This is a genomic window from Klebsiella sp. K47, assembly GCF_051858335.1.
Classification (GTDB): Bacteria; Pseudomonadota; Gammaproteobacteria; order Enterobacterales; family Enterobacteriaceae; genus Klebsiella; species Klebsiella pneumoniae.
The window spans coordinates 32,378-45,287 of sequence record NZ_JBPYUI010000032.1; the positions used below are offsets into that span (position 1 = coordinate 32,378).

General features: G+C 61.7%; 10 protein-coding genes and 1 pseudogene. 5 read left to right on the forward strand and 6 right to left on the reverse strand.

Annotated features, from left to right (window positions below):
• Positions 1-119: 119 nt before the first annotated feature.
• Positions 120-1,973, reverse strand: coding sequence for a signal peptide peptidase SppA (gene sppA / locus RRF55_RS23575; protein ID WP_032414797.1), 1,854 nt, complete (start codon positions 1,971-1,973; stop codon positions 120-122).
• 165 nt (positions 1,974-2,138) lie between these two features.
• Between sppA and RRF55_RS23580 the strand changes: the two genes are divergently transcribed.
• On the forward strand, positions 2,139-2,690 hold the full coding sequence (locus RRF55_RS23580; protein WP_004176531.1) for an NAD(P)H nitroreductase: 552 nt from the start codon (positions 2,139-2,141) through the stop codon (positions 2,688-2,690).
• Positions 2,691-3,425: 735 nt separating this feature from the next.
• Here the strand turns inward: RRF55_RS23580 and phoC are convergent.
• Positions 3,426-4,172 (reverse strand): acid phosphatase PhoC, encoded by a 747-nt coding sequence (gene phoC / locus RRF55_RS23585; protein ID WP_002901387.1) that lies wholly within the window; start codon positions 4,170-4,172, stop codon positions 3,426-3,428.
• Between the two features lie 225 nt (positions 4,173-4,397).
• Here phoC and selD point away from each other — a divergent pair, with 225 nt between their 5' ends.
• The 3 genes from selD (at position 4,398) to RRF55_RS23600 (ending at position 8,552) form a co-directional block, all read left to right on the forward strand.
• Positions 4,398-5,441 (forward strand): selenide, water dikinase SelD, encoded by a 1,044-nt coding sequence (gene selD, locus RRF55_RS23590; protein WP_004176528.1) that lies wholly within the window; start codon positions 4,398-4,400, stop codon positions 5,439-5,441.
• A 4-nt stretch (positions 5,442-5,445) separates the two neighbouring features.
• The gene (locus RRF55_RS23595; RefSeq protein ID WP_032414799.1) at positions 5,446-7,392 is read left to right on the forward strand and encodes a DNA topoisomerase III; all 1,947 of its coding nucleotides are present in this window, start codon (positions 5,446-5,448) and stop codon (positions 7,390-7,392) included.
• Between the two features lie 179 nt (positions 7,393-7,571).
• On the forward strand, positions 7,572-8,552 hold the full coding sequence (locus RRF55_RS23600; protein ID WP_004140406.1) for an NAD(P)H-quinone oxidoreductase: 981 nt from the start codon (positions 7,572-7,574) through the stop codon (positions 8,550-8,552).
• A 43-nt stretch (positions 8,553-8,595) separates the two neighbouring features.
• Here RRF55_RS23600 and gdhA read toward each other — a convergent pair whose 3' ends face one another.
• Both gdhA and RRF55_RS23610 read right to left on the reverse strand, forming a co-directional pair.
• Positions 8,596-9,939, reverse strand: a complete 1,344-nt coding sequence (gdhA, locus tag RRF55_RS23605; protein ID WP_004176526.1) for an NADP-specific glutamate dehydrogenase — start codon at positions 9,937-9,939, stop codon at positions 8,596-8,598.
• Between the two features lie 182 nt (positions 9,940-10,121).
• The gene (locus RRF55_RS23610) at positions 10,122-10,532 is read right to left on the reverse strand and encodes a pyrimidine (deoxy)nucleoside triphosphate diphosphatase (protein WP_004183673.1); all 411 of its coding nucleotides are present in this window, start codon (positions 10,530-10,532) and stop codon (positions 10,122-10,124) included.
• An 86-nt stretch (positions 10,533-10,618) separates the two neighbouring features.
• Between RRF55_RS23610 and RRF55_RS23615 the strand changes: the two genes are divergently transcribed.
• Positions 10,619-11,242: a CDP-alcohol phosphatidyltransferase family protein gene (locus tag RRF55_RS23615; protein ID WP_002901398.1), complete on the forward strand. Its 624-nt coding sequence runs from the start codon at positions 10,619-10,621 to the stop codon at positions 11,240-11,242.
• 51 nt (positions 11,243-11,293) lie between these two features.
• On the opposite strand, the gene RRF55_RS23620 is transcribed toward RRF55_RS23615, so the two are convergent.
• Both RRF55_RS23620 and RRF55_RS23625 read right to left on the reverse strand, forming a co-directional pair.
• Positions 11,294-12,601, reverse strand: coding sequence for a sulfurtransferase (locus RRF55_RS23620; protein ID WP_439419177.1), 1,308 nt, complete (start codon positions 12,599-12,601; stop codon positions 11,294-11,296).
• Positions 12,602-12,694: 93 nt separating this feature from the next.
• Positions 12,695-12,910, reverse strand: a pseudogene (locus RRF55_RS23625) (ATP-binding cassette domain-containing protein); the annotation flags it as partial.

Sequence of the window (12,910 nt, forward strand, 5' to 3'; positions counted from 1 at the left end):
GTAGACAGGCGCAGTATAAAGAGACGCAGGAAAAAATACAGCGTCGGTCGCGGGCTTTGTGGCAGTGTTGGCAGGAGAGGGAAAAAGGCTGCCCCGGGAGACGGGGCAGCCGCTGCGTATTAACGGATGTTAGCGCAGGTCAGGCAGTAGGCATAGCGATTCTGCGGGTCGTTAAACGCCGCCAGCTTGTCGCTCTCCGCTTTCACCGTCTCGGCCGCCGCGGCGACCGGCGCAGGCAGCCAGGCCTGAATGGCCGCCGGCAGCGAGGCGCGTACCGAGCCGGTCAGGCTATCGAGCACCATCGAGAAGAAGGTCGGCTCTTCCTGGTAGTAGTTGAGGTGCCAGGTTTTCAGCTTCGCCAGCTCGGCGGCTTTGGCCACCGCGTCGTCGAAGTCGCCGAGGCTGTCGACCAGGCCGTTGGCTTTAGCATCTTCCCCGGTCCAGACGTGGCCCTGGGCGATCTGGTCGATTTTCTCCGGCGTGCTCTTACGGGCGTTAGCCACCAGGGTGATAAAGCGCTGATAGCCATTCTCAATGCTCAACTGCATCAGCTGCTGCACTTCCGGCGGTAGCGCTTTGGTGCTGGAGACATCCGCCAGCGGCGACGTGGCGACGCCGTCGGTGTGGACGCCAATCGACCCGAGGGTATTTTCCACGGTGTTGATCACCCCAAAGATGCCAATGGAGCCGGTGAGGGTGCTTGGGTTCGCCACGATGTAATCCGCTGGGGTGGAGATCCAGTAGCCGCCGGACGCCGCCATGCCGCCCATCGAGACCACTACCGGTTTACCGGCGGCTTTGGCTGCCGCCAGCTCTTCACGAATGATTTCCGATGCGGTTACGCTGCCGCCCGGGCTGTTTACGCGCAGAACGATGGCCTTAATTTTCGGATCGAGGCGCGCATCGCGAATTTGCGCTGCGGTGGTATCGCCGCCGACGTTGCCCGGGGTCTCTTCACCGTCCATGATGGCGCCGTTGGCGAAGATTACCGCGATGGCGGAACCCTGGTCAGACGGCGTCTTCACGTTGTAGTCGTAATAGCTGATCGCCCGGTAATTGTTATCCGCTTTGCTCCAGCCAAACTGTTTGGTCAGCGCCTTTTCCACTTCCGTGGAGGTCGCCAGCTCATCCACCAGCTTATTGTCCAGCGCATATTTCGCCGTATCGCCGCCCACCTTACGCAGACCATCGATAATGCCCTGGGCGCCCGGGAAGAGCTGCTGGGCGGTGATCTGGCGGTTGGCGGCAATGGTGTTGAGGTAGTTCTGCCACAGTTCGCCAATCCAGCGGCTATCCGCTTCGCGGGCGGCAGGGGACATATCATCGCGGATGAATGGCTCGACGGCGGATTTATAGGTGCCGACGCGGAAGACATGGGTGGAGACCTTCAGCTTATCCAGCAGCGATTTGTAATATAGCCCGTTGGTAGCGAAGCCGTGCAGGTCTACCTCGCCCTGCGGCGAGAGCCAGATTTTGTTGGCGAAGCTCGCCAGGTAGTACTGGCCCTGGCTGTAGCTGCTGCCGACGGCATACACCGGTTTGCCGCTATCGCGGAATTCGCGCAGCGCTTTGCCGATGTACTGCATGGATGGCTGGTCGCCGCCGACGAAGTTTTTCAGATCCAGCACAATACCGGTGATATTGCGGTCATCCTTCGCCTGGCGAATGGTCTGCACGATATCGAACAGGGAGTTCTCCTGCAGACGGTCCGAGCTGGCGCCAAACAGCTGGCGGCCAATCACGCCGAGCTTGCTGCTGGCGGATGGTTTATCCACCACCACGCCGGTAATATCCAGCAACAGCGCGCCGCGCGCGGCATGTTCGCTGGTGGTGCTGCTGAACTGGCTCCAGATGCCGATACACACCAGCACCAGCACCAGGAAGATCGCATTGAGGGCCAGTTTGCGAATAAAGTTGAGTATCCGCCACGTCCATTTAAAAAAGCTGGCAATCAGTCGCCAAAGGGTTCGCATGTCTTCTCCCTAACGTTATCTAAAAAGGGCAGGCCGCAGGGGCCGCCGCGTCTGGCTATCCTAAAGAGTGAGCCGTCGGTTGTCAGCAGGAATCACCGACCGCGCTGTAACAAAATCCTTGTGCATGTTAATTTTATGAAAAATGACATCACAGGAGTTATACAGATGGATGCTCTCGATCTACTGCTTAATCGCCGGAGCGCTTCCCGCCTGGCGGAACCTGCCCCGGCGGGCGAACAGCTGGAAAACATTCTGCGCGCCGGGCTGCGCGCCCCGGATCATGGCACCCTGCAGCCGTGGCGCTTCTTTATTATCGCCGATGACGGCCGCGAGCGCTTCAGCCAGTTGCTGGAAAAAGGGGCCAGAGAGGCCGGCCAGGATGAGAAGGGAATTGAGAAAGCCCGCAATGCGCCGTTCCGCGCGCCGCTGATTATTACCGTGGTCGCGCGCTGTGAAGACCACCCTAAGGTGCCGCGCTGGGAGCAGGAAATGTCCGCTGGCTGCGCGGTGATGGCGATGCAGATGGCGGCCCTGGCTCAGGGATTCAACGGTATCTGGCGCAGCGGAGCATTGACCGAGAGTCCGGTGGTGCGGGCCGGCTTCGAGTGCCGCGAACAGGATAAAATTGTCGGCTTCCTCTATCTGGGGACGCCGCAGCTAAAAGCCTCAACCACCATTGCCCTGCCGGATACCGCGCCGTTTGTGACGCGATTCTGAGTCCGCGTGTATTATGCCGGGTGGCGGCTTATGCCTTACCCGGCCAACGCATCCGGCTCTGATTGTCTGTAGGCCCGCGCAAGCGCAGCGCCGCCGGGCAAGGACAGCGGGCACAGAGCTGATTTTGTGCCGGGTGGCGGCTGCGCCTTACCCGGCCTACGTTCGTACGACCTGTCGTTAATTTATTCACTTTTCTTGCTGAAACTGCCGGTGCTGACGGCCTCAAAATCGCTGAGACGTTCCCGGCAGGCCGGGGCAGCCCGCATGGATGCGGGCTGAGGGCCGTGTTTTGCAGAGATGCTGCCTCGGCCCGACCCGAAGCCTGCAGGGATAAGTCGAAGGGACCGCGCAGCGGCGATTTTGCTGGCCGGAGCCCGGGGGTACAGGGGGCGGCGGCGACTGGCCGCCCCCTGTGCGCTCCCGGCGCCATGAGTGACATAACGCAGACGATTAACCGGGAGTGCAAACTACGCTGAAGCCACAGATAACATAAACAACCACACTGCAGTGCTTCCCCTCACCCTGGCCCTCTCCCGGAGGGAGAGGGAACCGTCCGGCTGGCCGCGCAAGCGCAGCGCCGCCGGGCGATGGCAGCAGGCTCGGAGCCGCATCTATGCCGGGTGGCGGCTCGCGCCTGACTCGGCCTACAACCCCTACCATTCGAATCAATCGCGGTTTTTGTAGCCCGGACAAGGCGCGCCAGGCGCCGCATCCGGGAATGCAACGGCGATGACGTTACTTCTGCCTTTTCGCGAATTCGTCTTTGGCTTTCTGCAACTGCTGCTGGAAGGCCGGGTTGGTGTGCAGCGTAGCGACCACCGCGGAGCCGACGATGCGCGCCGCATCGACATCGCTCTGCCAGTGATAGCCGCAGATCACCCGGCTCTCGCCGAGCTCATAGCCGCGCTTCAAAATCTCGTTTTGCCGCTGCGGGTTGATCTCCGCCAGCACCAGGGCGGTGGCCCAGCCGATAGAGGTATGCCCGGACGGGTAAGAGCCGTTTTTCGCCAGCTTGTCCTGTTCGGTGGTGTTGCAGGTGGAGACGCCATAGAACGCAAACGGGCGAATGCGCATGTATTTCTCTTTCGCGCTGCGGGTCGCCAGGTCGCCGGCGTCTTCAATCATATTGGTCAGCAGTTTGTGAAGCTGCGGCGCGTCTTTCTCGGTGATCGGCGAACCAAAGGCGCTGGAGAAGGCGTTGGCCACGCCGCCCGCGCTGAGGTTGGCATCCTCTGCCGCCAGCTTCCCGCGCTCGGTATTGCGCAGCAGACGTCCTTGCTCATACATCGCCTGATCGTTTAAAAATGCGATACTGCCCACCGCCGGCGGTGGTGGCAACAGCGCCAGGCTGTCGATGGCCTGGGCATTGGTCAGATAGTAGAGATCGGGCTTGGTGGTGACATCGTTCCCGGGGGGAACCAGAGCAAAGGCGTTAACGGAGAAGAAACTGGCCAGGCAAAGGGCAAGAACACGCTTTTTCATTAGAATTTCCTTACGTCATAATCATTCCAGAGAAGACAGTCCTGTGCTGTCACATTTCTGTCATCTTTAAGTAAAAGTGAAAATGGTCGGGAAAAAATTGTCGCGTCTCGCAAAAACGGCTTTTTGTCTGCTTAATGAGCAACCATACGCGATTTCAGACTGTCGTACTTACCACCCTGGCGTTTGGGCGCTAACATAGCGGGATTGCAATGACAGGAGATGTCCATGAGCGAGCAAGCCATTCGTTTAACGCAATACAGCCACGGAGCCGGTTGTGGTTGTAAAATTTCCCCGAAAGTGCTGGAAACTATCCTGCATAGCGAGCAGGCGAAGTTTGTCGACCCAAACCTGCTTGTCGGCAACGAAACCAGCGATGATGCCGCCGTTTACGATCTCGGTAATGGCACCTCGATCGTCAGCACCACCGATTTCTTTATGCCGATTGTCGATAACCCGTTCGACTTTGGCCGCATCGCCGCCACCAACGCCATCAGCGATATTTTCGCTATGGGCGGGAAACCGATTATGGCGATTGCCATCCTCGGCTGGCCGATCAACACCCTGGCGCCGGAAATCGCCCGCGAAGTGGTGGAGGGCGGGCGCTTTGCCTGCCAGCAGGCGGGGATCGCGCTGGCGGGCGGCCACTCCATTGACGCCCCGGAGCCGATCTTCGGTCTGGCGGTCACCGGCGTGGTGCCCACCGAGCGCATCAAGAAAAACAGCACCGCCCAGGCGGGTTGCAAACTGTATCTTACTAAACCGCTGGGGATCGGCGTACTGACCACTGCAGAGAAAAAATCGCTGCTCAAGCCAGAGCATCAAGGGTTAGCGACGGAGACCATGTGCCAGATGAACCTCGCCGGCGCCGCGTTTGCCGCCATCGACGGGGTGAAGGCGATGACCGACGTCACCGGCTTTGGCCTGCTCGGCCACCTCAGCGAGGTGTGCCGCGGGGCCGGCGTGCAGGCGCAGCTGCGCTATGCCGATATCCCAAAACTGCCGGGGGTGGAGGACTATATCGCCGCCGGCGCGGTGCCGGGCGGCACCGGGCGCAACTTTGCCAGCTACGGCCATCTCATGGGCGAGATGCCGACGGAGTGGCGGGATCTGCTGTGCGATCCGCAGACCTCCGGCGGTCTGCTGCTGGCGGTGACCCCGGAGGCGGAGGCGGAAGTTCAGGCCGCCGCGGCGGAGTTCGGCATTAAGCTGGCCGCCATCGGCGAGCTGGTGACCGCCCGCGGCGGGCGACCCATGATCGAGATCCGTTGATTCGATGCGGTTGTTTATTGCAGAAAAACCGAGTCTCGGTCGGGCTATCGCCGATGTGTTGCCTAAACCGCACCGCAAAGGCGATGGCTATATTGAGTGCGGCAACGGGCAGGTGGTCACCTGGTGTATCGGCCACCTGCTGGAGCAGGCGCAGCCGGACATCTACGACAGCCGCTATGCCCGGTGGAATCTCAACGATCTGCCGATTGTGCCGGAGAAATGGCAGCTGCAGCCAAAGCCCTCGGTCACCAAACAGCTGAATGTCATCAAGCGCCTGCTCGGCGACGCCGAGGAGGTTATCCACGCCGGCGACCCGGACAGAGAAGGGCAGCTGCTGGTGGACGAAGTACTCGACTACCTGCAGCTGGCGCCGGAGAAGCGTCAGCAGGTGCAGCGCTGTCTGATTAACGATCTCAACCCGCAGGCGGTGGAGCGGGCGATCAACCGTCTGCGCGCCAACAGCGAGTTCGTGCCGCTCTGCGTGTCGGCGCTGGCGCGGGCCCGCGCCGACTGGCTGTACGGCATCAATATGACCCGCGCCTACACCCTGCTGGGGCGCAACGCCGGCTATCAGGGGGTGCTCTCGGTGGGGCGGGTGCAGACCCCGGTACTTGGCCTGGTGGTCCGTCGCGATGAAGAGATTGAAAATTTCGTCGCCAAAGATTTCTTCGACGTGAAGGCGCATATCGTCACGCCGCAGGAGGAGCGTTTTGTCGCCACCTGGGTGCCGAGCGAAGCCTGCGAACCTTACCAGGATGAAGAAGGGCGCCTGCTGCATCGTCCGCTGGCCGAGCATGTGGTTAAGCGCATCGAAGGCCAGCCGGCAAGCGTCACCGGCTATAACGATAAGCGCGATTCCGAACCCGCGCCGCTGCCGTTCTCGCTGTCGGCGCTGCAGATTGAGGCGGCCAAACGTTTCGGCTTCAGCGCGCAGAACGTGCTGGATATCTGCCAGAAGCTGTACGAAACCCACAAACTCATCACCTATCCGCGTTCGGACAGCCGCTATCTGCCGGAAGAGCACTTCGCTGGCCGCCATGCGGTGTTGAATGCGATTGCCGTCCATGCGGCGGACCTGCTGCCGCAGCCGGTAGTGGATCCGGAGATCCGCAACCGCTGCTGGGATGATAAAAAGGTCGACGCGCACCATGCGATTATCCCAACCGCCCGCAGCAGCCAGGTGAAGCTCACCGATAACGAAGCGAAGGTGTACACCCTGATCGCCCGCCAGTATCTGATGCAGTTCTGCCCTGACGCAGTGTTCCGCAAATGCCAGATTGATCTTGAGATCGCCAACGGCAAGTTTGTCGCCAAGGCGCGTTTTCTGGCCGAGGCGGGCTGGCGGACGCTGCTTGGCAGCAAAGAGCGCGATGAAGAGAACGACGGCACGCCGCTGCCGGTGGTGGCCAAAGGCGATGAACTGCTGTGCGAGAGGGGCGAGGTGGTGGAGCGTCAGACCCAGCCGCCGCGCCACTTTACCGACGCCACGCTGCTGTCGGCGATGACCGGGATTGCCCGCTTCGTGCAGGATAAAGATCTGAAGAAGATCCTCCGCGCCACCGACGGCCTCGGCACGGAAGCTACCCGCGCAGGGATTATCGAGCTGCTGTTCAAGCGTGGTTTCCTGAGCAAAAAGGGGCGCTATATCCACTCTTCGGAGGCCGGCAGGGCGCTCATTCATTCCCTGCCGGAGATGGCCGGGCGACCGGACATGACCGCCCACTGGGAGTCGGTGTTGACGCAGATCAGCGAGAAACAGTGCCGCTATCAGGACTTTATGCAGCCGCTGGTGGGGACGCTGTATCAACTGATCGATCAGGCGCGCAGCACGCCGGTGCGTCAGTTCCGCGGCCTGGTGGCGCCGGGCGGGGCGAAGAAGTCGTTCAGCAAAGGTAAAGGGAAGCCGAAAGGCAAAAAAGCGGCAGACGATACCGCGCCGCCGCCGCAGTAACCCGCCGGTGGTCGCGAGGATGCGTTACCCCACGGCCACCGCTTCTCCGCCAGTCAGGCCAATGGTCTACACTAAACAGCCGGGAAGAGCCTGGACGCGGGGCCCCTGAGCAGGGGATGCCCGCTGCGCTTTTCCTGATGCCGATGCCCCATTTCTCTCACAGGCGATAAGGAGGACCCGTGAAATATATTGCTATCAGCCAACCGGGCGGCCCGGAGGTATTGCAGATCCGCGAAGGGGAGATCCCCACCATCGGGGAGCATGAGGTGCTCATTGAGGTGAAGGCGGCGGGCGTCAACCGGCCGGATATTCTGCAGCGCCAGGGTCTGTATCCGATGCCTGAGGGCGTCACCCCCGTGCCCGGCCTCGAGGTGGCGGGCGTGGTTGTTAAGGTCGGCGCGCAGGTCACAGCGTTTACGCCCGGCGATCGCGTTTGCGCGCTGACCAACGGCGGCGGCTATGCCGAATACTGCGCCGTGCCGGCAGGCCAGACGTTGCCGATCCCGGCGGGCCTCAGCTTTAGCGAAGCGGCCGCCATTCCGGAAACCTTCTTCACCGTCTGGGCGAACGTCTTCCAGCTGGGTAAGCTGCAGCCTGGCGAAAGCATTCTGGTCCACGGCGGCGCCAGCGGGATTGGCACCACCGCGGTCCTGCTGTGCCACGCGCTGGGGATGACCGTCTATGCCACCGTCGGCCAGGACGAAAAAATTGCTGCGCTACGTCCCTATGCTACGGCGATTAACTACAAAACCGATGATTTTGCCGAGAAAATCGGCCAGCTGACCAACGATGAAGGGGTGGACGTCATTCTGGATATTGTTGGCGGCCCTTACTTTAACCGCAACCTTGGGCTACTGAAAAAGGATGGACGACTGGTCATCATCGGCTTTATGGGCGGGCGAATCGCTCATGAGGTTGATATTCAGACTCTGATGCTCAAGCGAGCCACCGTCACCGGCTCGACCATGCGCGGCCGGACGGCGGCGGAGAAACAACAGATTGCCGAGGCGCTGCGCCGCCACGTCTGGCCGCTGCTAGAGGCAGGGAAATGCAAGCCGCTGATCTACGCCAGCTACCCGATGGCGGAGATTGCCGAGGCCCATGCCTGTCTGGACAGTGGTCAGCATCTGGGGAAAGTTGTGATCACGATGACGTCGTGAGACGCATCCCGGCGGGCTGCCGCCGGGATGGAGTTAGGGGAGGTTAAATCACGCCCTGGGCCAGCATAGCATCCGCAACCTTCACGAAACCGGCGATATTCGCGCCGCGCACGTAGTTGGTCTGCTTCGCTTCGCCGCCGTACTGCACGCAAGCGTGGTGGATATCCAGCATGATGTGATGCAGGCGGGCATCCACTTTTTCCGCTTTCCAGCCCATGCGCGCGGCGTTCTGCGCCATCTCCAGACCGGAAGTCGCCACGCCGCCGGCGTTGGCCGCTTTGCCCGGGGCAAACAGCACGCCAGCTTCCAGGAACAGGTCGGTTGCGGCGATGGTGGTCGGCATGTTGGCGCCTTCCGCCACGGCCTTGACGCCATTGGCAATCAGCTGGCGGGCGGCATCGACGTCCAGTTCGTTCTGGGTCGCGCAAGGCAGGGCAATATCCACCGGCACTGACCACGGCTGCTGGCCTTCAAGATAGGTGAGGCCAAATTCGCGGGCGTAATCGGCCACGCGGCCGTGGGCACGCTCTTTAATGTCGATCAGGCGGGCCAGTTTTTCTTTGGTGAAGCCCGCTTCGTCAACGACGGTGCCGTTGGAGTCGGAGGCCGTCACCACCCGCGCGCCAAGCTCCATCGCTTTCTCAATGGCGTATTGCGCGACGTTGCCGGAGCCGGAGACCGCCACGCGAGCGCCTTCGAAGCCGAGGCCGTGACGTTTGAGCATCGCTTCGGTGAAGTAGATCAGGCCGTAACCAGTGGCTTCCGGACGGATCAAGCTGCCGCCAAAGGAGAGTCCTTTACCGGTGAAGACGCAGGCGCTGTTGTTGGAGAGCTTGCGCATCATTCCGGCCATAAAGCCGACTTCGCGACCGCCGACGCCGATATCGCCCGCCGGTACGTCGGTATCCGGGCCAAGGTGGCGATAGAGTTCGGTCATCAGCGCCTGGCAGAAACGCATCACTTCGCCATCGCTCTTGCCTTTAGGATCGAAATCGCTGCCGCCTTTCCCGCCGCCCATCGGCAGAGTGGTCAGGGCGTTTTTGAAGGTCTGCTCGAAGCCAAGGAATTTGAGAATCGACAGGTTAACCGACGGGTGAAAACGCATCCCGCCTTTATACGGGCCGATGGCCGAGTTGAACTGCACACGCCACGCGCGGTTGACCTGGACCTGATTGCGGTCGTCCACCCACACCACGCGGAACTGGATCACGCGCTCCGGTTCCACCAGACGTTCCAGCAAAGCAAGCTGACGATAGCGCGGATTTTCCTCAAGGAAAGGCCACAGGGTGGTCATCACCTCCCGGACGGCTTGAGCAAATTCGGTTTGATGAGGATCGCGCTGTTGAACGCGGGTGAGAAAGCCTTCCAGAGTGCACGTCTGATCCATAGATATCAGTTCCCCTTATGGTTGTGGTTGCATGTATTTATTATGATTCGGTCCTTGAAAAAACCGATTTTCCGACTATAACACCGCTAATCCTTAGGCAAGCAAGGAAAAATTGAGCCGACAACAAAATTTATAATTGCCCGCTCGTCATAACTAAAAGCGATGACGAGGCGGCGGGCGGATCAGCGGACGGAAAGGGTGGGGCGCTGGGCGATAAAGGCGTGCAGCAGAGGAATATCGGCCGGGGCGAGATCGAGGGCCAGCGCTTCTGTGGGAAGGCACCAGCGCAGCTGAGTGTGATAGTGGGCCAGCGGCGTGCCCTGAAAGTGCGGCACCCACCAGGCGTGCAGATGGATCCGGCGGCCGGAGACCTCCCGCTGATGGCTAGCGATATAGCAAGCTGGGCGGGCGATGATGCCCATCTCCTCCTGCAGTTCGCGGGCCAGCGCCTGCGGCTGGTTTTCACCCGGCTCCACTTTGCCGCCGGCGAACTCCCACATCCCCGGCTGGTCGGCGTGGGGCGGACGCTGCGCCAGCAGAATCTGGCCATCCTGTTCAATAATGGCGGCGACAACATCAATCATTTTTAGCATAAGCATCAAGGTTAATAAGACGAATATGGCCTATTATCACCGCCATAGACCGTAACTGACAACCGCCAACCCTGCTGGAGACCTTCGTGCTTGATAGCCACCTGCATCCGCGCCTTAAACCCCTGCTAAACGCTGTCGCCGGCGCCCTTGACCGCCCCGGCATCTCACCGGACGGGCTGACGCTGGTCGGTTTTGCCATCGGCGTGCTGGCTCTGCCCTTTCTGGCGCTGGGGTGGTATGGCGCGGCGCTGGCGGCCATTCTCCTTAACCGCCTGCTGGATGGCCTGGACGGCGCTCTGGCGCGGCGGCGCGGGCTAACGGACGCGGGCGGCTTTCTCGATATTGCGCTGGATTTTCTCTTTTACGCCCTGGTGCCGTTCGGCTTTATTCTGGCGGATCCGCTGAACAATGCCCTGGCGGGCGGCTGGCTGCTGTTTGCCTTTATCGGCACCGGCAGCAGCTTTCTCGCTTTTGCCGCCCTGGCGGCCAGGCACCAGATCGCCAATCCCGGCTACGCCCATAAATCGCTGTACTATCTCGGGGGACTGACGGAGGGGACGGAGACCATCCTGTTGTTTGTCCTTGGCTGCCTGTTTCCGGCGCATTTCGCCTGGCTGGCGTGGCTGTTTGGCGCGCTGTGCTGGCTGACGACGGCGACGCGCATCTGCAGTGGCTACCAGACCTTAAAGCGGGTAACGACCACAGCGTAAACGGGGTATCGCGCGTCGCCGACAAAGGGCGACGCGCTGAGGCGGGGCGAGTTACTGACTGCTTTCCGGGCCGCGCTCTCCGCGGGCCACCGGATTGTGCGGGTTGCTGCTCCATTCGTACCAGCCGCCGTCGTACACCGCGACGTGCGGCCAGCCCATGGCGCGGGCATACATAAAGGTTTCCGAGGCCCGCCAGCCGGTCCCGCAATAGAACGCCACTTGCTGGCTTGGCAGAATGTTCCACTGGCGCCACAGGGTAGCGATATCGTCAGCGCTGCGCATGGTGCCGTCCGGGTTATGGAAATCCTCCATGTGCGTGGAGTCGCTCCCGGCGTGGCCCCAGCGGGCGCCAGCGATGTCGCCCTTCGGCTTGATATAGCTGTAGCCGCTGGTGGTGCCGATAAACTCCGGCCATGAGCGGACGCTGACCAGCGAGGCGTCCTGACGATGCAGCAGCCCGCGGGCTTGTTCGGTATCCAGCATCAGCTGCGGCTGGCCGGGGATCGGGGCGCCGAAATCAGGCGCCGGCTGCTGCGCCGGCGGCATACCGCGCTCTACCGGCAGCCCGGCGTCGGACCAGGTCTGCCAGCCGCCGTCAAGCAGGCGCACGTCTTTGACCCCGGCGTACAGCATGATCTGCGCCACCCGCGCTGCGGCGTAGACGTCGCGACCATAGAGGATCACCGTGGTGTCATGCCGGATGCCGTGCTTCGCCAGCATCGCCTTCAGCTGCGCGTCGGACACTTTATTCCACAGCGGTTCGCTCTCCACCTCATTGGTATCGATATAGCCCGCGCCAGGGATATGGCTCAGCAGATTGAGCTTCGGCGCTCCCCAGGCGGCTTCAAACACTTTCCAGTCGCCTGCCGGGGCGGCGGCGACCGCTTTCCCTTGCTGTAGGTCGTGCAGCCACTGGGGGTAGACCAGCTGTTCAAAGTGCGGCAGCTTTTGCAGACGGTCGGTCTGGCTCAGCGCATCGCTCAGGGTGCTGAGCCGGGTGAAACCCGTTTGTTTCAGCCGCGCCGCGACGCTGACGTTATCCTCCGGGCTGCCGTACAGCGCGATGGGGGTATCGGACTGGAGCTGGTGCTGCTTAGCCCAGGCGCGCAGCTGATCGTCGCTCATGGCGCCGAGCCAGCGGGCGGAAAGATTGAGGGCCTGCGGCTCATGGCCTTCCGGGCCGTTGGCGCGCTGCGGCCAGCCGTTGTAATAAGCGCTCAGCCGGGTGTCGATGGCCACGCCGTGCTGCTGTTGCAGGTGGGAGAGAGTGAGCGCTGGCATGGTTTCAGCGGCGCAGGTAGTGGAAGCAGCAAGCCCCATGAGCAGGGCGAGTGCGGTCAATTGAGAAACACGTTTCATCGAAATGCCCGACGGTAAAAAGTGGAGGGCGTATTCTCCACTCGCCAGGCGCCGATTTCTTTGCGGTAACGCAGGTTTGCACGCTATTGTCCTTCATTGCCAGCGCTCCATCGCCAGGCAGCGCCCCGTCGGCGGGCAGTCCTCGCGATCGTGGGTCACCAGGATCGCCGGAATGGCCTGGCGGGCCAGTTCTTCAAAGACCCAGCGGCGGAACCCGGCGCGCAGGCTGGCATCCAGGCGGCTGAAGGGCTCATCAAGCAGCAATGCCTCGGGGCGCGCCAGCAGGGCGCGCAGCAGGCTCACCCGCGC

Excerpts from the sequence above, each read along its gene's own strand:
- sppA (WP_032414797.1), bottom strand. The coding sequence starts at position 1,973 with ATGCGAACCCTTTGGCGACTGATTGCCAGCTTTTTTAAATGGACGTGG.
- RRF55_RS23580 (WP_004176531.1), top strand. The coding sequence starts at position 2,139 with ATGGATGCTCTCGATCTACTGCTTAATCGCCGGAGCGCTTCCCGCCTG.
- phoC (WP_002901387.1), bottom strand. The coding sequence starts at position 4,172 with ATGAAAAAGCGTGTTCTTGCCCTTTGCCTGGCCAGTTTCTTCTCCGTT.
- selD (WP_004176528.1), top strand. The coding sequence starts at position 4,398 with ATGAGCGAGCAAGCCATTCGTTTAACGCAATACAGCCACGGAGCCGGT.
- RRF55_RS23595 (WP_032414799.1), top strand. The coding sequence starts at position 5,446 with ATGCGGTTGTTTATTGCAGAAAAACCGAGTCTCGGTCGGGCTATCGCC.
- gdhA (WP_004176526.1), bottom strand. The coding sequence starts at position 9,939 with ATGGATCAGACGTGCACTCTGGAAGGCTTTCTCACCCGCGTTCAACAG.
- RRF55_RS23610 (WP_004183673.1), bottom strand. The coding sequence starts at position 10,532 with ATGCTAAAAATGATTGATGTTGTCGCCGCCATTATTGAACAGGATGGC.
- RRF55_RS23620 (WP_439419177.1), bottom strand. The coding sequence starts at position 12,601 with ATGAAACGTGTTTCTCAATTGACCGCACTCGCCCTGCTCATGGGGCTT.